We start from the raw sequence: 17,955 nt of genomic DNA, 5'->3' as shown, positions 1-17,955 counted from the left end.
GCATAGCTTTAATTTGAGGAATAGATTATGACACAAGAAAAATATGATGTAGTCATTGTGGGAGCAGGTCTTGCCGGCTTTGCCGCTGCAGATGAAGCTGTTGACAATAACCTAAAGACTTTGCTGGTTGAAAAAGGTAAAACGACTGGCGGAACTGGCAATTATGTAGAAGGTGTTTTTGCCGCCGACTCTGAATTGCAAAAAAAGGATAATGCCACACTTAATAAGGAAGAATTACTTAAAGAGGAATTAACTTATTCGCATTACAAGGCTGACGGCAAAATGTGGCAAAAGTATATTGCAAATGCTGGTAAAAATGTTTCTTGGCTTGAGGACCATGGCGCTGAAATTGGAATGGTTGCCAATTTGGGTTCTGGTGCTAGAACTTGGCATTTGTTTAAAGGCAGGGGGCATGATGCTATTCATAATGGCCTGGAACCGTATGCTAAAAAGAAGGGCATAACCATTGCCACATTAACGAGAGTGACTGACTTAAAGAAAAATGCAGACGGCACTTATGATGTTACTTTAACTGACGTCATTGAAAAAGTGACGAAAGTGGTTAATGCCAAAAACGTTGTTTTGGCAACAGGTGGATACTTAAATGATCAAAAATTATTAGAAAATACACCACACCAAAATCCTGATAACATTATCCCAGTTAACTCTGGTAAAAATACGGGAGACGGTTTGAGATTGGCCTGGAAGTTGGGCGCTAAGAAGTACTTTACGGGAATGGCGATGATGTTTGGCGGCCAATTGAAAGATAAGACTGTCCCTTCATTCAAGCTCTGGGGCACAGCCATCTGGAGTTCAGTTTGTGATCAACCACAAATGTGGGTCAATGAGCTCGGTGAACGTTTTGTCGATGAAAGCGCAGCTGTAGTGAACTGGGCAAACGAAGGCAACTCAATGAACCGTCAAGACCGGGTTTTCTGTATCTTTAGCCAAAAGATTTTGGATGACTTTACTGATAAGTCATATCCAAGGTCTATGAAACCGTTTGTTCCGGAAGACAGATACCCAACTTTGCGTGATGATATTGCCAAAGCTGAAAAAGAAGGTCGCGAATACCTGCATAAAGCTGCAACGCTGGAAGAATTGGCTCAAGAAATTGAAACTCCTAACTTAGTTGATTATGTCAAACACTATAATGAAATGGCTGCCAACGGTGAAGATACTGATTTCCATAAGCCGGCTAAATACATGTTGCCAGTTGATGGTGATGGTCCATTTTACGCAATTGAATTAGGCGTTGGGGCCTATACTACCGGTGACGGTCTGCGGGTTAACACTAATAATGAAGTATTGGATACTAAAGGTAGACCAATTAAGGGCTTGTATGCTATTGGTGGCGATGGTTCAGCCGTTTTATATGGTGACACCTATGGTGTTAATATTCCTGGCACGCATGCAGGATATTGCATCTTTTCTGGACGCAACGCAATTAAAGCAATTGCAGCTCATAAATAAAATAGTAAAAAAATAATTTCAAAATAAAACATTATACCAGCGAAAAAGCCAACTCATTTAATATGAGCTGGCCTTTTTGTGTAAATTTTAAATTATGCGTTTGCTGTTACAAAGTGATCAATTTCATCTAAATATAATTGTTTTTGACGTTGGCTTATCCAAGAAGTTTCAAAAGAATTCTTAGCAAGCTGCACTATTTGGTCTTTGGTAAGATCATATTTTTGTGCTAGAGCATAGTAATTGTCACTAATATAGCCCTTAAAATAGGCAGGGTCATCCGAGTTAATAGATACTTTGACACCGGCATTTAATAGCTCAATAACCTCTTGACCTTTCATCTCTGGTGATACAAAGCTATTAGACAGTGGGCAAGACGTTAAGCCGATCTTTCTTTTGGCTGCTAATTCTACCAAATCTGGATCTTCCACAATGTTGGTACCGTGATCAAGACGTTCAACTTCCATTATTTCTAATGCCTGACGGATATGTTCGATTGAATCTTTTTGATCAATATCACAGTGAGTGGTGATATGAAGTCCAGCAGAAGCTGCTTCTTCAAATTGACGGGCAAATTTTAGCGGAGGATTATTATGTTCATCAGAATCAAGTCCAATGCCAATAATTTTATCCCGGTATTTCAGACCTTCCTGCAGTGTTTTTCTAGCTGATTCCTTTGAAAAATCACGTAAAAAGCACATGATCAGATGAGCATCGACATTTAAAGCACGGGCATCAACTGTAGCTTGATAAAGTCCATTTAGAACAACTTCAAAGGGGATGCCACGGCTAGTATGGGCTTGGGGATCAAAAAAGAGTTCAACATGCCGTACATTATTGGCAGCTGCCTTAGTTAAGTAGTCCCAAGCCAAGTCGTAAAAGTCTTCTTCAGTTTGTAAAACATTCATTGCTGGATAATACACAGCTAAAAATGATGCTAAGTCATGATAATTATATGTTTTTTGGACATCGGCAATGGTCGTTTGACCTATATCGACATGATTGCGTTTAGCTAACTTTAGCTTCAGTTCTGGCTCTAAAGTGCCTTCAATATGCAAGTGCAATTCGGCTTTAGGCAAGCCACGGGTAAATTCTGGTGTAACGACTGAACTCATATAATCCTCCTTAATAATGTTCTTATTTTTAAACTATTATCTTAGTTTAGCATAATTTTTATCATAAAAATAGAGTAAAATACGAACAAATTTAAGTAAATTAAAATATACGTTCCTATAATAACTGAGTGCAAATAAAATACCTAACTAAAAATATAGCTAGGTAAAAAGAATCATCCTTGAATAAACTTAATCTGCATGCCGCCACTTTGCATCTGTTAAAATCCGAGCGGTTAGTAAACCGATTGGCAGGGCAGTAATAATCATTAAAGCATCCATAATCCAATAAGCACCAACATTAATGTTAGTAATACCAAAATTAAAGACAGCACGATACATGTATAAACCGGGAACCATTATGACGATTGCAGGTACAGTGATTGCAATACGAGGGAAACCAACTTTATCACGGACAAAACTGGCAATTAGTCCTGCTAACAATGCTCCGATGAATGCTGCTAAGGCGGCCGGAACATGATTAAATTCAACTAGACTTAAACGCAATGTATTTGCCAACGCTCCAATAACTGCTGCTACAGTCGCCATTGATACTTTAGCATTAAACAAGATTGAAAAGCCAAAAACACCACAGAAACTGGCGATCATTCTTAAAGTTGTTAATAGCACTGGACTAAGAGCAATTTTAGGCATTGTACCGGGTGATAAGTTGAGCATAGTAGCCGTACCCCAGCCCACCATTGATGCAATCATGACAACAAGTATTGCGTAGGCTAGTCTCTCCAGCCCTGATCGCATATCAAGTTTTGACATATCAAGACCAGAAGTAATAAAGGGAAATCCGGGTATGACATAAAGCATTGACCCAATGTAGCCATACGCATGATTATTTCCCCAACCACAAAGTATTGTCCCTACTTTAAAGCAGATGAAGTAGACCGCGCAGGAAATAGCCACACCAACAGTTATTTTGGCAACTAGAGTGATTTTTTTCTGTCCTAATAATTGCTGCAGGTAGTTACCAATGAGCGCTCCAAAAAATGTACATAACATTTCCGGTATTCCACCACCAAGGAGAAAAATAAAACTGGCACAGGCTAAGCCGGCACTCAAGGCAGAAATGATTAAAGGATAATTTTGAGTATGGCGCTCAATTTGATTCAACTGGTGGTGAACTGCACCAATTGTCCAATAATCATTTTCAGTTTCAAATTTTCTGACAAATTCTTCCATTTCATTAAGCTTGTTCATATTTACTTCCGTAGCCGGTAAGGAAAGGGTTTGTGAGTAAGACTTGTTGTCAACGTCGAAACAGGTATAACTAATATTTACTAGACCAATGTCTGCTGAACAAGTGATTTTAAGTGCACGTGCAATGGTATTCATAGAATCCCGTACGCGCCAAGCCCCAGTACCACATTGAAGTAGCATTATGCCAATTCTGCCGACTAAAGATCCTTTTTCTACTAAGGTGATATCTTTGACTAAAGTATCATCTGGACTTTTGAAAAATTGTTTCCAGTGAATTCTCATGTGGTGTTTATTAGAAATCTTCGGATATGATGCTGGAGACTGGCTGTTTTTCATAATTGAATTGATCACCTTTCTTTTTATAATATTTTAATTTTACCATACACATGGTTGGGTCAATTTTGTAGGATTCGTTTTTAAAATCATGTTAATCATCAAAAAGTGTAGTATACTACAGTATGATAAAACAATAGTATTACGGTTTGTGACAAAAGGAAATAGTATGACAGCTTTTTTAAATCGAATTGGTCCCAAAATTAAAATTGCAAATACTTTGATTGAAAAGGAATTAAACAAGCAGTTTGCAGAAATCTTTAGAGATTATTCTTTAACAGGTGCCCAAATTTCTTTGATGATTTATTTATATGAATCAAAAGCGCGACAAATCACCCAAAAAGAAGTGGCAGATGCTTTTGTGCTGAGTCATCCTACAATTAGAGGAATAGTTAAACGCTTAGAAGCAAATAAGTTAATTGCTACTTCGCGTTTAGAAAATGATCAAAGGCAAATTGTTTTGAAGCTTTCGGATAAAGGTTTTAATTTAATTGACAAAAATATTGTCAAGATTCGTTCGATTATGACTAATGTTAATACTCGCATTACTAAAGGTTTATCAGATCGTGAAATTTCAGAATTGGAACAAGTTCTGAGCAAGATTTCGGCTAACTTTTAATTATCATTAGCAAAAGTGTAGCATGCTACAATAATGAAAGGATAAAAATGATTAAAAATATTTCTAGTAAAAAAAGAACTTTAATGATGGCTGTTTTACTATTTGGAGCATTTGTTTCGCTGTTGGCCGAAACTTTTCTTAATAATGCTCTGCCAACAATAATGACTATTTTTAAAGTTAATCAGGCTACTGCTCAATGGCTTACTACTTCTTATTTATTGGTCGTAGGGCTAATGATTCCCATGTCAGCGTGGATCTTTGAATCATTTAATTTAAGACAAAACTTTTTAACAATGATGCTAATTTTTTTAGCAGGTTCACTTATTTGTGTTTTTGCGCCTAATTTTCCAGTGTTGCTGTTAGGCAGAATTATTGAAGCAGTTGCGGCTGGTAGTTTAATGCCTTTTATTCAAAATGTCATTTTGCTTATGTTTCCTCCTGAAAAAAGAGGTATGGCGATGGGAATCACTGGCTTAGTAATTGGTTTTGGACCAGCTGTTGGCCCCACAATTTCAGGATTAATCTTAAGGTATGCAGACTGGCAAATGCTTTTTATCATTTTAAGTATTGCCAGTGGTATAGTTGCCATTTGTGCAGTTTTTAGTATTCAAAACATCACTGAACCTCGTAAAAGCACCACAGACCTAGTATCATTTGTTGGGTCTTTTTTTGGCTTTGGTTTAATCTTGTATTCCCTGTCTGATATTGGGAACACTGGCAAAATTACAATTGCAATAGCTGCGTTCTTTACAATTGGTACACTAATTATTTTGTTATTTTGTCGTCGTCAGTTGCGTATGAAAAATCCTTTGCTTAATATTCGTGTTTTTCATAATCTAAAATTTGACTTGTGTACTTTATTGAGCACTATCAGCAATATTTCAATGGTAGGGATTGAATTGGTGCTACCTTTGTATTTACAAACTACTAGACAAGAAAGCGCATTAACTTCTGGTTTAGTAATGATGCCAGGAGCATTGTTAATGATCGTTTGCAATCCAGTTTCAGGTTCTTTATTTGATAAATTTGGCATTAAAAAATTAGCACTTTTCGGATTTTCTATGCTTTTATTGGGTACTTTCCCAATGACTGTTTTTAATAGTAAAACCAGTTTAGTTTTAATTAGTCTGTGTTATGCCATACGTATGGTAGGCATATCTTTTACCATGATGACCACGTTTACTGCAGGTATTAATGTGGTAGAACCTCAAATGACTGCACATGCTAATGCAGGTTCCTCTACAGTAAGACAAATTGGTGGCTCACTCGGAACTGCGTTATCAATGTTAGTAATTAGCTTGTGTGCAAATGGTGTTTCAAATGCTAAGACTACAAATTTGACAGTTGGTTATCGCTGGGGTTTTATCCTAATGCTGACTTTTGCAATAATTGGATTTTTGGGTTCTTTATTCTTGTCTGAAAAAGAAAATTAAAAAATTTGTTGAATTAACCACTAATAGGGCAAAACTAGTTAAGATTGCATTATTGCTTGTTTTTAAGTATTGTCAACTAATAATTCAGTATTAGTTAAACTTGAATTATCAGTTGTCTTTTTTAATTTATATGGCTAATAAATGTTAAGTTTGCTCGCTTTTGCAAGAAAATGACAAGTTATGATTGAAAATGATTGCTTTTAATTATTAAACCGCATAAAATACTGTCTGGAGGTTAAATGTATGTTAACGCCAGAGAGACAAAAAGTAATTGAAGACTACGTGAACCAGCATGGACTGTGCCGAGTGAGTGATCTTTGCTCAATGACTTCAACATCTGAATCAACGATTAGGCGTGATCTTAATCAGATGGAAGAACAAGGCTTAATCAAAAGAGTGCATGGTGGCGCGCAATCAGTTAAAAGCTTTACCCATGATGTATCACAACACATTCGTTTTTCTATGAATCATAGTGATAAAAAGCTAATTGCTCAATATGCTGCTAAAAACTTTGTCCATAAAGATGATTACATTTTTATTGATGCAGGTACGACAACGTATGAGATGGTTCCTTTTATTGCTCTGATTCCAGGAGTGACGATTGTTACTAATGGTTTAGAAACAGCACTATGTGCTCTTAATCATGGGATTGAAGCTATTCTTTTAGGTGGACGTATTAAGGAAAATACGCACGCTGTAGTGGGTCAAACAGCTCTAAAGCAACTGCAGGAAATGAATTTTTCCGCCAGTTTTGTTGGGACTAACGGACTTGACTCTAACGGCAATTTGACCACGCCCGATACTGAAGAAGCAGCTATTAAAAAAATTGAAATTACTCAGGCCGATCAGGCATACATTTTGACCGATACTTCTAAAATTGGGGAGCGCAGTTTTGCGACTTTTGCACAAGCTGGGGATGTTACCATCGTTACTACCGCATTAAGCGCAAAAGACAAAGAACTACTGCCAGCCAAAATTAATTTGAAGGAGATTTGCTAATGATTTATACGGTTACAGTTAATCCGGCTTTGGATTACGTAATTCAATTAAAACAGGTTAACCGTGGTGAAGTTAATCGCGCAGACAACTGCTCGTTTCTAGCTGGTGGTAAGGGAATTAATGTTTCCCAAATTCTTAATCAGCTGGATATTGACAATACAGCCTGGGGTTTTGTCGGTGGTTTTACTGGTAAAGAGCTGGTACGTCAACTTAATCAGCGGCACATTGTTAATGATTTTGTGACCATTTCTGATGTGACTCGTGTTAATGTAAAAGTTCATGCTGAAGAAGAATCTGAAATTAATGCAGCTGGGCCGAATATTACTGCTCAAGAAATAACTGCTTTTAAAGCTCATCTTAGCGATTTACAAAAGGGCGATATTGTCGTTTTAAGCGGTTCGTTAGCTCCTAGTTTGCCAGTAGATTTTTACAAAGAACTTTTGCCTACTATTAAGAAAGCAGGAGCAGACTTTGTAATTGATACCACTGGTCAAGCTTTGCTTGATACTTTGAGCTATAAGCCGTTGGTAATTAAACCCAATCATCATGAGCTGGCCGATCTGTTTAATACCACTTTTGCTTCAGATAAAGAGATGCTTGAGTGCGCACGCAAATTGCTTGACATGGGCGCGCAAAATGTTATGGTCTCCATGGCTGGTAAAGGTGGGTATCTGATTACGCCAAAACATTTTTATCATGCCAAAGCGGCTGTTGGAACTGCAGTTAATTCTGTTGGAGCAGGTGACTCAATGATAGCTGGCTTTGTTGGTACTTATGTAAAAACAAAGGACCCGGCTCAAAGCTTCCGTATTGGTATGGCCTGCGGTGCTGCCACAGCCTTTACTAAGGATATTGCAGTTAAAAGTCAGATTGATGCGGTTTTGCCGCAAATTAATGTTGAAGAAATTTCGTAATTTGAGGAGAATTTAAAATGAAAATTAAAGATATTTTGGCTCCTGAATCCATGATTATGGCGCTTAAAGCGACTAATAAGGAAGATGCTGTTAAGGAAATGGCAGACTTGGAAGTCAAAACAGGCATCGTCAATGACGAAGATGAATTCATTAAGTCAATTTGGGCGCGCGAAAATGAATCTACTACCGGGATTGGCGAAGGTATTGCAATGCCACATGCCCGCAATAAAACAATCAATAAGGCGCGTGTACTTTTTGCTAAAAGCGAAAAGGGAATTGACTACAATTCACTTGATGGTCAACCGGTTCATTTATTCTTTATGATTACCGCGCCAGACGGTGCTGATAATACTCACCTTGAAGCCTTAGCTAAATTGTCCGGGTTATTAATTGATCCTGATCTGGTTAACGCTCTTAAAAAAGCGCAAACCCCTGAAGAAGTAATCCAGCTTTTTGAAGACGCTGAAAAACAAAAAGATGCCGCTAAACAAGCTGAGAAAGAACAAGCTGCAAGTACCAGTGACAGTAAGAAGGGAGAAAAACCTTTAATTGTCGGCGTTACTGCATGTATTAACGGCATTGCCCACACTTACATGGCTCAAGAAGCTTTGATTAAAGCCGGCAAAAAACGTGGCGTTGATGTACGCATTGAAACCAATGGTTCTGAAGGTGTCAAGGATAAATTGACCGCTGATGAGATTAGCCGTGCTCAAGGAGTTGTTATTGCATCGGATAAAAAAGTTGACATGCCTCGTTTTGATGGCAAGCCACTAATTTCTCGTCCAGTTGTTGACGGTATCAACAAGCCTGATGAATTGATTGACAACATTTTAGAATCAAAAGCCAGCGTTTACCATTCAAACGGTGAAAAGAGCAGTGACGATAGTGACAACTCTAAAGAGGGCGTTTGGGGTTCAATTTATAAGAACCTTATGAACGGCGTTTCTCACATGTTGCCTTTTGTTATCGGCGGCGGTATCTTAATGGCAATTTCCTTTATTGTGGAAAACTATGCTGGTGGACCAAAATCTCCTGCTTTTATTTTCTTGAACAATGCCGGTAACATGGCTTTTGCGTTCATGGTGCCAATTCTATCAGGTTACATCGCGGAATCAATCGGTGACTTACCGGCTTTAATGCCTGGTTTTGTCGGCGGATTTATGGCGACAGTTTATAGTGGCGCTTACGGTGGTGCTTATGTTGCTAATGTGGTAACCAATGCAAAATCACCTGCGGGCTTCTTAGGTGGTCTGGCTTCTGGATTTATTGCTGGTTATCTAGTGGTCGGCTTAAAGAAATTATTTGCCAAGTTGCCAAAATCACTTGAAGGAATGAAGCCAATGCTCATTTATCCAATCTTGAGTCTGCTCTTCATTGCCCTGATCATGTATTACATTGTTAACCCAATCTTTAGTGCAGTTAACTTCGCCATTACTAACTTCTTAAACCAAATGGGTACGGGCAACTTAGCTGTTTTGACAACTATTTTAGCTGCCATGATGTCAATTGATATGGGTGGACCTTTCAACAAGGCTGCTTACGTCTTTGCCTCTGGTGCTTTTGCCAACGACCCACATTCAACTGTTGCTGCTGTAATGATGGCTGCCGTAATGGTTGGCGGTATGGTACCACCATTTGCGACTGCAATTGGTACGACTTTCTTTAAGAATAAATATACTTTAGATGAACGCCGTGCAGGTTTAACCAACTGGATTTTAGGTTTTTCCTTCATTACTGAAGGTGCAATTCCGTTTGCTGCAGCTGATCCTGGACACGTACTGCCTTCATGCATCATTGGCTCTGCTGTTGGTGGTGCCTTAGTGGGCTTGTGGCACATTGGCGTTCCAGCACCTCACGGTGGACTCTGGGTTTCTCCACTTGCCAACCACATTTTACTTTACTTTGTTGCTACAATTATTGGCTCCATTGTTGCAGGCGTAATTTTAGGCCTGTGGAAAAAACCGATCGATCAACAAGATAATAAATAATCAATTCAATTATTTTTAAAAATTTGCACTAAGCTGCTCGCTAGCTTAGTGCTTTTTTGTTTACTTTATTTTTTTGCTTAGATTTTTTCAGTTCGTGAATTTGAAAGCCTATTTTTACCATTTAAAATATTATTTTGCGCAGTTGAATACGATTTCTATTGCTTATGTTGAAAAATTTGCGATACTTATATGGTATAAGTGGTGCATTCCAACTTAGTTTAGAATTGGAGAATAACGTGTTTAATTTATTTGTCTTACTATCAGAGCGTTTAGGAATCATAATGGTTCTAGCGTTTCTCCTTGTTAACATGCGCTTTTTCAGAGATTTAATTGAAAAACGGACTCTTAAATCACAAATTTGGCTGTTTATTATTTTTTCACTATTTGTAGTGATCGCAAACTTGACTGGGGTAGAAATTTCAAGCTCAAAAGAAATTTTTACACCTTTAATTATCACTGGATTACCACAATCGGATTCAATTGCGAATACACGTATGCTGGTCATTACAACCGCCAGTTTGACCGCAGGACCGTATGTGGGGTTATTAGTTGGTTTGGTAGGTGGTCTGCATCGGGTAATTTTCGGTGGTTTTTCAGATTATTTTTATATCGTCAGTTCAGTTTTAATTGGCTATTTAATCGGTGTTTTAGGAGATAAAGTTAAGAAAAATAATTTATACCCGTCAACTTTTTGGGTAGCAGTTTTATCTTTTTTAGCAGAACTAATTCAAATGGCATTTATTTTTGCGTTTCATGGTTTTGGCTTAATTAAGTTAATTTTTATTCCCATGATTTTATTAAATACAGTTGGGTCTTGCTTATTTATAGAAATCTTGAAGACTTATTTATCTAATGAACGGCAATTACGAGCCGTGCAAACTAAAGATGTCTTGGAGCTGGCTAATAAAACATTACCCTACTTTCGTCACGGCCTTGATAACGATTCTGCTGAACATGTTTGTAAAATTATCAAAAAGTATACTAATTTCGACGCAGTAGGTTTAACTGATCGTGTTAACGTCTTGGCTCATGTGGGTGCAGGGCAAGACCACCACATTGCAGGGGAACCAGTCATAACTGATTTATCTAAAACTGTGATTGCCAGCGGTAAGGAAAAATTGGCCCGTTCTAAAAAAGAAATTGGCTGCCCCCATGAAGGCTGCCCACTTTCATCTGCAATTGTTTGCCCTTTGCAGGTGAATGAAAAAACAATTGGCGCTTTAAAATTATATTTTTGTGCTGAACAAGAAATGACTGTTGTTGAAGAAAACTTGGTTCGCGGGTTAGCCATGATTTTTTCAGGTCAACTCGCAATTGGTATTGCGGAACAGCAAACTAGTTTAGTCAACGAGGCTGAAATTCGGGCATTGCAAGTCCAAATTAATCCCCACTTCTTCTTTAACGCTATTAATACGATTGGTGCGTTGATGAGGGTAAATGTTGATGAGGCCCACAGAGCCTTGATGGAATTGAGTACATTTTTTAGACTGAGTTTGAAAAATGGTCAGGCAAAAGAGATTACTGTCGAACAAGAAAAGCGCTACGTTAGTGCGTATACTGAAATTGAGGAATTGCGCTTTCCGCATAAATTTACGATAAACTACGAAATTGATGTTCCCGATGATACCCTGCTGCCTTCTTTTTGCTTGCAAATTTTTGTGGAAAATGCCATCAAGCATGCTTTTAAGGGTCGAAAAACCGGTAATCAGATCAATATTAAGTTAAGTAAAAAAGAGGACTATTTACAGATTTTAGTCAGTGATAATGGTATGGGCATTAAGCCAGCTATTTTAAAAAGACTAGGTCAAAAGCCGATTAGTGAAACAACTGGTAGCGGAACGGCATTGTATAATTTGAATAAACGACTGATAGGTTTATATGGTACAAATAGCCAGTTGCATATTCAAACCAGTGACAGAGGAACAACTTTTATAACTGAAATTCCATTAAACCAAGCGGAAAAAAGTAATTTTGAAAGTTAGGGGAAACGTAAATGAAAATTTTAGTGGTTGACGATGAACCATTAGCGCGGACTGAATTGTCATATCTAATTAAAAAAAGTCCTGTTTTAAAAAAGCAGAAGATAAAACTCTATCAAGCAGAAGATATCAAAGAAGCACAGGGAATTTTACTGAAATATAAGGTAGATTTATTGTTTTTAGATATTTCGCTTAACGAAGAAAACGGTTTTGAATTAGCAGATGAGCTGAAACAACTGAGTTATTCTCCGATGATTGTTTTTGCCACGGCATACGATGATTATGCTGTTAAAGCGTTTGATGTTGGCGCGCTTGATTATGTGTTAAAGCCTTTTGAACAAGAGCGGATTGATCAAGCGTTAACTAAGGCGGCAAAGATTTTAAATACTGAAGATAATAACTTAAAGCAGCGTGAACAAAAGAAAAGCGATGTTTTAAGTATCGAACTCGAAGATCGTAATGTGATTGTTAAAAAGCTGGAAATAGTAGCAGCAACAGTTAACAATGGCATTTTGACCATTGAAACAAATACGCAAAAATATGAAACACGAAAAACTTTGGCTTGGCTAAAAGAGCGTTTAACAGATTCATGTTTTATGCAAGTTCATAGGAATGCGATCGTCAATATTGAAGATATTAAGGAAATTCAGCCTTGGTTTAATCATACTTTGTTGCTAATCATGGTTAATGATGCCAAAATACAAGTGGGGCGGTCATACCGCAAAGAGTTAAATGAGCGCTTAGGAATGTAAAAATATTTAAAATGGCTGGTGAAATTGTCTAAATGCAGTTCACCAGCCATTTTTTGCAATTCGCCAGTAAATCGCTTACAAAAATCACTTTTACCAGTATCGTATTATGTGAAAGCAAGAAAGCTTAAATGAGAAAGGAAATTGATTTTATGAAGAAAGAAAAAACAAAATCAGCTCCAATTTTAGTTCAGATGTTTATCTATGCTGCAATTTTGTTTGTAGCACAAATAATTTCTGACTTAATGCCAAAGTCTTTTCCCGTCCCAACTCCAGTAATTGGGTTAGTTTTGCTATATGTTTTATTAACCTTTCATGTTATTAAAGTTGAATGGGTTGATTCTTTTGGTAGTGCATTAATCTCACTGATTGGTTTTATGTTTGTTCCATCTGGAATTTCATTAGCTGCAAATTTGAAGATTATGCAAACGCAGGGATTGCAACTAATCATAGTAGTAATTGCATCTACAATCATTTTATTAGTTGTTACTGCCTACACTACAAGATTCTTTAGTTGGGTTATTAGCAAAGTTACTAATAGCCAATTGCATGTAGTCGATCATAAAAAAGTAGGAGATGTTAAGTAATGCAATATATTACTAATCCATTATTTGGCGTATTTTTATCGCTGATTGTATTTTTAATTGGTCAATGGCTATTTAAAAAATCTAAAGGTTTTTTCCTTTTTCAACCATTATTTGTGGCTATGGTCTTAGGAATAGCAATTCTAATTATCTTAGCTAAGTGCTTTGACGTAACAACGGCTACCGTTTATGCTAAAGCCTATAAACCTGGTGGTGACATCATTTTCTGGTTTATCACGCCAGCTACAATTGCTTTCGCAGTGCCATTGTATAAGCGTAACGATGTTGTAAAGAAGAATTGGTTGGTTATTCTTCTAGGCTTGGTTTTCGGTACACTTTTCTCAATGGTCTTGATAACACTTGTTGCTAAAGCAGTTGGTCTAGACGCCGTGGGTATCAAATCAATGCTTAGCCAGTCAGCTACTACTGCAGTTGCAATGCCTCTGACAAAAGCTATTGGTGGTAACGCATCGGTTACTGCCATGGCATGTATACTTAATGCCGTAGTTATCTACGCTTTAGGTAAACAGCTGGTTAAGTGGTTTAATTTAAATAGTGATCCACTGGGAACTGGTCTGGGACTTGGTGCTGCTGGACACACTATTGGTTCGGCTTTTGCCTTGGAAATGGGTTCCATTCAAGGAGCAACTGCTGCTGTGGCAGTTGTGGCAACGGCTTTAGTTGACAATTTGTTAGTTCCTGTTTTTGCTCATGTAATTGGGTTATAAGTTAATAATTAATAGTTTTATGATATTCTGTTTACTTACTCTAAAGCGTGCGAATTGATCGCACGCTTTTTAGATTATCTCGACTTAATTTGAATTAATCACAGTAACAAAATAGTCTTTTTATTTATATGATTAATAAAACTGTAATATAAGTATTTAATGTGTCGCTTTCAAAGCAATCTGTTTTTAGTGTATAATGGTTATTAATTGTAAGTAACTTTCGGCTGTACCTCAATTGATGAGGGTGCTGTCATCCAAAGAAACTACACTTTAAAATGAAGAGGAATGACAACAATAATGAAATTTGTTAAATTGAAAAAATTATTTGCTGTAACAACCTTATTAGGCTTAGTTCTTTTAACGTTAAGTGCATGTTCACCAAAGCCACATAAAAGTAACAAAATCTCAATTATGACTACGACGAATGTTTATTCAGATATTGCGCAAAACATAGTCGGTAAATATGGTAAAGCAGAAGCTATTATTAAGAAGTCAGCAGCTGACCCACATGACTTTGAGCCTACGACTAATGATGCCAAAAGATTATCTAATGCGGATATCGTTGTAGAAAATGGTTTAGGCTATGACGGCTGGATGGATAAACTTGCTTCTTCAGTTGACAAAAAGCCAATTAGAGTGGGCGAAGATTTGATGGGCCTTGAAAAGGGCGCTAATCCTCATATTTGGTTTGATTTGACTATGCCTACAAAGTATGTTAATTACTTAGTTAAGAGGCTCAGTCAAAAGGATCCTAAACATGCACGTTATTACCGTAATAATGGTAAGAAGTATTTAGCTGAGATAGCTCGCGTGCAAAGGTCTTCTGCTAAATTAACCCATCACGTTAAAAAGCCTGTTTACGTTAGTGAGCCCGTGTTTGATTATGCTTTGGCTTCCGTCAATATTAAAGTCGCAAATAAAGATTTCGAAAAGGCAATTCAAAATAACACTGATCCTAGTCCAGCAGCCGTTCAGAAAATGTCTGAGGGTCTTAAAAAACAACAAATTGCATTTTTTGTAGTTAATGAACAGACTTCAAGTTCTACGGTTGATAATTTTATTAAGTTAGCAGAAAAGAATAATATTCGTATTTTAAAGGTAAGAGAAACTATCCCAGATAATACTAATTATCTCGATTGGATGAAAGATAGCTACCAAGATTTAATTAAGGTCGCTCAAAAATAAAGTTATAAGGGGGAAGAAAAATGAAAAAGTTAATTGCTGCTTTGGCATTGGGTGCAAGTATTGCAACTGTAGCAGCTCCAGAGTCATTGGTAGTCCAAGCAAGTACAATCAATGATACTGCAAAACAAAATTCTTATGGTGGCGTGACATATTTGGACCAAATGTTGGCTCAAGAAGGCGTGCAATATAATGATTTTTCTTCTGCCAACCCTATTAATTATCGTAATGGCAAGCCTGAGGGCGTAGTTATTCATGAAACTGCCACGCCTAATGCTACAGCGCATAACGAAGCTATCTACTTTAATAGAGAGTGGATGAATATTTATGCTTACGTTCATGCTTTTGTAGATAAAACAGGCGTTATACAAATGACTAGTCCAGACTATGGTGTTTGGGGTGCTGGTCCTGTAGCAAACAACCGCTTTGTTCAGGTTGAATTATGTGAGGAAAACAATCTCGCAGATTTTGCTAAAGGCGTCAATAATGATGCCATTTATGTTGCGCAAATTTTACACCGGTACAATTTAGTCCCTGATAATGCTGTTCATGATGGTCAAGGAACAATATGGTCGCACCATGCTGTGTCTACATTCTTAGGAGGAACAGATCATACCGACCCTGATGGCTATTTTGCTAAATGGGGTTATTCGATGGATGATTTCTTCGATTTGGTTAAATACTATTATGATCAAGGGTCTTCAACTACTAATACTGGTATTGCTGCTTCTGATCCGGTGGTTACTAAGCCTGTTGAAACCAATAAGCCAACTAAGAAGCCAGTTTCAACTATTCTACCAAAGCCGGTTGGTACAAAAATTCTGATCCATAATGCATTGGTATATGATGAAAATGGCGTGGCAACTAAATTACCAACTAAAAAAGCAGGGACCAAATTAACTATTTACGGCAATCAGACCATTAAAAAGAGAAAATATCTGCAGATCGGCATTAACCAATATGTAGTTGCCAGCAACGTAGAAGGCAAATTGCAGCGCTTGAGTCACAATGCGTTTATTTATGATGGTACTGGTCAACGAATTGGCACGGGTAAATTATATCGTGGCAATTATGTCCGCACCTATGGTGGACGAGTAAAAATTAAGGGTCGTAAGTATTACCCAATTGATGTTAATCAATTTATCAAAGTGGGCAATTTTAAGTAAAAAGTAAGGAATATAAATTGTCAGATGTTTTAGAAGTTACAAATCTCACTATGAGATTTGACAAGTATACTGTTTTTAAAGACTTGAATTTTAAGTTAAAAAAGGGTTCAATGACCGCGCTTTTAGGGCCTAACGGAACAGGGAAAACAACTTTAATCAATATTCTGATGAATATGCTCACACCAAGTGCGGGTACATTTAAATTTGCTGATGCAGTTCGTTTAGGATACGTGCCGCAATTTCGCAATATTGACGCAGAATATCCGTTATCAATTGAAGCTTTTATCGGTTTGAATGCTCCGGTTATCAAAAATAGTGCTACAAAACAGGCGATTAAAAAGCAGTTAGAGGAAACTAATTTATATCAAATTAGGAATACACGTATGGGTGAAGCATCTGGCGGGCAAAAGCAGCGTGCATATCTAGCACAGGCCCTACTTGATAATCCTAATGTTATTATTTTGGATGAAGCCACCGCAAGTCTTGATCCTATGGCTAAGGATGAGTTAATGAAGTTAATCAAGCATTTAAATGGCAAACATAAAATTACTGTTTTGTTTGTCACTCATGATGTTTCATTAGCGCGTAAGTATATGCAAAATTATTTGTATTTAAATCACGGTCAAATTGAGCAAGGTGAAATGTCTCAATTTAAGGAGGCATACGAATAATGTTTGCATACGGATTTATGAGAAATGCCTTTTTGGCAAGTACGTTTATTGCAATAACTTGTGGTACTGTCGGTGTCTATGTTGTTGCACGTAATTTTAGTTTTCTGGCGCATACGCTGTCAGAAATTGGTTTTGCCGGAGCAGCATTTGCCGTTTGGCTAGGAATTGGGCCTTTATGGGGCATGCTTTTATTTACCTTGCTTGGTTCAATTGGCGTTGGCGAGTTGTCCCTGCACAGTGAGCAAAAAGAATCATCAATTAGTGCAATTTCAGCATTATTTACTGGTTTAGGCGTGCTTTTTCTAGCAATTTCCGGCGCAAATAGTAATTACGCCACCAATATTTTGTTTGGCAGCATCATTGGAGTAGATCATCAGGGTGTAATGCAACTGGTAATCTTATCGATTATTGTGCTGCTCTTAATTTTTAGCATTCAGCGGCAATTAAACTTTGATTCTTTTGACCATATTGGTGCTCTTGCACATGGAATAAAAACTAATTTCGTCAGTGTGATTTTTTTAATTGCTTTGGCAATGTCTGTTTCAATTGGTGCCCAAATTGTTGGCTCACTGTTAGTTTTTATTTTGTTAACTCTACCGCCGGCAACTGCCAATTATCTTGGCAAAACCATTCCAGCAATGATCGCTTGGTCCGTCTTTTTTGCGTTGATTGGCGTATGGCTGGGACTATATTTAGGCTATATTACTAATTTACCCGTTACATTTTTTATAGCGGTTTTCGAAGTTGCAGTATACCTTGTTACCTATTTCACACATATTATCAAGCATAAACTATAGGGCATCTAAGTAATTTTCA

Annotated in this window: 16 protein-coding genes; 14 read left to right on the top strand and 2 right to left on the bottom strand. The window is 37.4% G+C overall.

The window, feature by feature from the left end; all coding sequences use genetic code 11:
• Nucleotides 1-27: 27 nt before the first annotated feature.
• On the top strand, nucleotides 28-1,473 hold the full coding sequence (gene vprA / locus JF73_RS07360; protein WP_046327632.1) for a vinyl phenol reductase: 1,446 nt from the start codon (nucleotides 28-30) through the stop codon (nucleotides 1,471-1,473).
• Nucleotides 1,474-1,565: 92 nt separating this feature from the next.
• On the opposite strand, the gene add is transcribed toward vprA, so the two are convergent.
• Both add and JF73_RS07350 read right to left on the bottom strand, forming a co-directional pair.
• The gene (gene add / locus JF73_RS07355) at nucleotides 1,566-2,585 is read right to left on the bottom strand and encodes an adenosine deaminase (protein ID WP_046327630.1); all 1,020 of its coding nucleotides are present in this window, start codon (nucleotides 2,583-2,585) and stop codon (nucleotides 1,566-1,568) included.
• Between the two features lie 189 nt (nucleotides 2,586-2,774).
• On the bottom strand, nucleotides 2,775-4,130 hold the full coding sequence (locus tag JF73_RS07350) for a threonine/serine exporter family protein (RefSeq protein WP_046327629.1): 1,356 nt from the start codon (nucleotides 4,128-4,130) through the stop codon (nucleotides 2,775-2,777).
• Between the two features lie 166 nt (nucleotides 4,131-4,296).
• On the opposite strand from JF73_RS07350, the gene JF73_RS07345 reads away from it, so the two are divergent.
• The 13 genes from JF73_RS07345 (at nucleotide 4,297) to JF73_RS07285 (ending at nucleotide 17,936) form a co-directional block, all read left to right on the top strand.
• Nucleotides 4,297-4,746: a MarR family winged helix-turn-helix transcriptional regulator gene (locus tag JF73_RS07345; protein WP_046327627.1), complete on the top strand. Its 450-nt coding sequence runs from the start codon at nucleotides 4,297-4,299 to the stop codon at nucleotides 4,744-4,746.
• 47 nt (nucleotides 4,747-4,793) lie between these two features.
• Complete coding sequence (locus JF73_RS07340; RefSeq protein WP_046327625.1) at nucleotides 4,794-6,179, top strand: MDR family MFS transporter; 1,386 nt, start codon at nucleotides 4,794-4,796, stop codon at nucleotides 6,177-6,179.
• A 243-nt stretch (nucleotides 6,180-6,422) separates the two neighbouring features.
• Nucleotides 6,423-7,178, top strand: coding sequence for a DeoR/GlpR family DNA-binding transcription regulator (locus JF73_RS07335; protein ID WP_046327624.1), 756 nt, complete (start codon nucleotides 6,423-6,425; stop codon nucleotides 7,176-7,178).
• Nucleotides 7,178-8,092: a 1-phosphofructokinase gene (gene pfkB, locus JF73_RS07330; protein ID WP_046327623.1), complete on the top strand. Its 915-nt coding sequence runs from the start codon at nucleotides 7,178-7,180 to the stop codon at nucleotides 8,090-8,092. The genes JF73_RS07335 and pfkB overlap by 1 nt, the downstream gene beginning before the upstream one ends.
• Nucleotides 8,093-8,109: 17 nt before the next feature.
• The gene (locus JF73_RS07325) at nucleotides 8,110-10,080 is read left to right on the top strand and encodes a PTS fructose transporter subunit IIABC (protein ID WP_046327622.1); all 1,971 of its coding nucleotides are present in this window, start codon (nucleotides 8,110-8,112) and stop codon (nucleotides 10,078-10,080) included.
• Between the two features lie 281 nt (nucleotides 10,081-10,361).
• Complete coding sequence (locus JF73_RS07320; RefSeq protein WP_046327856.1) at nucleotides 10,362-12,062, top strand: LytS/YhcK type 5TM receptor domain-containing protein; 1,701 nt, start codon at nucleotides 10,362-10,364, stop codon at nucleotides 12,060-12,062.
• A gap of 11 nt (nucleotides 12,063-12,073) precedes the next feature.
• Nucleotides 12,074-12,811 (top strand): LytTR family transcriptional regulator DNA-binding domain-containing protein, encoded by a 738-nt coding sequence (locus JF73_RS07315; protein WP_046327621.1) that lies wholly within the window; start codon nucleotides 12,074-12,076, stop codon nucleotides 12,809-12,811.
• Nucleotides 12,812-12,960: 149 nt separating this feature from the next.
• Nucleotides 12,961-13,395, top strand: coding sequence for a CidA/LrgA family protein (locus tag JF73_RS07310; RefSeq protein ID WP_038525050.1), 435 nt, complete (start codon nucleotides 12,961-12,963; stop codon nucleotides 13,393-13,395).
• On the top strand, nucleotides 13,395-14,120 hold the full coding sequence (locus tag JF73_RS07305; protein ID WP_038524191.1) for an LrgB family protein: 726 nt from the start codon (nucleotides 13,395-13,397) through the stop codon (nucleotides 14,118-14,120). Before JF73_RS07310 ends, JF73_RS07305 begins: the two co-directional genes overlap by 1 nt.
• Nucleotides 14,121-14,417: 297 nt before the next feature.
• A complete protein-coding gene (locus JF73_RS07300) occupies nucleotides 14,418-15,305 on the top strand; it encodes a metal ABC transporter solute-binding protein, Zn/Mn family (protein ID WP_046327620.1) in 888 nt (295 codons plus the stop codon).
• 20 nt (nucleotides 15,306-15,325) lie between these two features.
• The gene (locus tag JF73_RS07295; RefSeq protein WP_046327619.1) at nucleotides 15,326-16,468 is read left to right on the top strand and encodes an SLAP domain-containing protein; all 1,143 of its coding nucleotides are present in this window, start codon (nucleotides 15,326-15,328) and stop codon (nucleotides 16,466-16,468) included.
• 50 nt (nucleotides 16,469-16,518) lie between these two features.
• Complete coding sequence (locus tag JF73_RS07290) at nucleotides 16,519-17,139, top strand: metal ABC transporter ATP-binding protein (RefSeq protein ID WP_046327855.1); 621 nt, start codon at nucleotides 16,519-16,521, stop codon at nucleotides 17,137-17,139.
• Nucleotides 17,139-17,936: a metal ABC transporter permease gene (locus JF73_RS07285; protein ID WP_046327618.1), complete on the top strand. Its 798-nt coding sequence runs from the start codon at nucleotides 17,139-17,141 to the stop codon at nucleotides 17,934-17,936. Before JF73_RS07290 ends, JF73_RS07285 begins: the two co-directional genes overlap by 1 nt.
• Nucleotides 17,937-17,955: the final 19 nt, after the last annotated feature.

The organism is Lactobacillus helsingborgensis (assembly GCF_000970855.1).
Taxonomy (GTDB): domain Bacteria; phylum Bacillota; class Bacilli; order Lactobacillales; family Lactobacillaceae; genus Lactobacillus; species Lactobacillus helsingborgensis.
This window is presented reverse-complemented; position numbering and strand designations above follow the sequence as displayed.

Coding starts and splice junctions, on each gene's coding strand:
- vprA (WP_046327632.1), top strand. CDS start 28: ATGACACAAGAAAAATATGATGTAGTCATTGTGGGAGCAGGTCTTGCC.
- add (WP_046327630.1), bottom strand. CDS start 2,585: ATGAGTTCAGTCGTTACACCAGAATTTACCCGTGGCTTGCCTAAAGCC.
- JF73_RS07350 (WP_046327629.1), bottom strand. CDS start 4,130: ATGAAAAACAGCCAGTCTCCAGCATCATATCCGAAGATTTCTAATAAA.
- JF73_RS07345 (WP_046327627.1), top strand. CDS start 4,297: ATGACAGCTTTTTTAAATCGAATTGGTCCCAAAATTAAAATTGCAAAT.
- JF73_RS07340 (WP_046327625.1), top strand. CDS start 4,794: ATGATTAAAAATATTTCTAGTAAAAAAAGAACTTTAATGATGGCTGTT.
- JF73_RS07335 (WP_046327624.1), top strand. CDS start 6,423: ATGTTAACGCCAGAGAGACAAAAAGTAATTGAAGACTACGTGAACCAG.
- pfkB (WP_046327623.1), top strand. CDS start 7,178: ATGATTTATACGGTTACAGTTAATCCGGCTTTGGATTACGTAATTCAA.
- JF73_RS07325 (WP_046327622.1), top strand. CDS start 8,110: ATGAAAATTAAAGATATTTTGGCTCCTGAATCCATGATTATGGCGCTT.
- JF73_RS07320 (WP_046327856.1), top strand. CDS start 10,362: ATGGTTCTAGCGTTTCTCCTTGTTAACATGCGCTTTTTCAGAGATTTA.
- JF73_RS07315 (WP_046327621.1), top strand. CDS start 12,074: ATGAAAATTTTAGTGGTTGACGATGAACCATTAGCGCGGACTGAATTG.
- JF73_RS07310 (WP_038525050.1), top strand. CDS start 12,961: ATGAAGAAAGAAAAAACAAAATCAGCTCCAATTTTAGTTCAGATGTTT.
- JF73_RS07305 (WP_038524191.1), top strand. CDS start 13,395: ATGCAATATATTACTAATCCATTATTTGGCGTATTTTTATCGCTGATT.
- JF73_RS07300 (WP_046327620.1), top strand. CDS start 14,418: ATGAAATTTGTTAAATTGAAAAAATTATTTGCTGTAACAACCTTATTA.
- JF73_RS07295 (WP_046327619.1), top strand. CDS start 15,326: ATGAAAAAGTTAATTGCTGCTTTGGCATTGGGTGCAAGTATTGCAACT.
- JF73_RS07290 (WP_046327855.1), top strand. CDS start 16,519: ATGAGATTTGACAAGTATACTGTTTTTAAAGACTTGAATTTTAAGTTA.
- JF73_RS07285 (WP_046327618.1), top strand. CDS start 17,139: ATGTTTGCATACGGATTTATGAGAAATGCCTTTTTGGCAAGTACGTTT.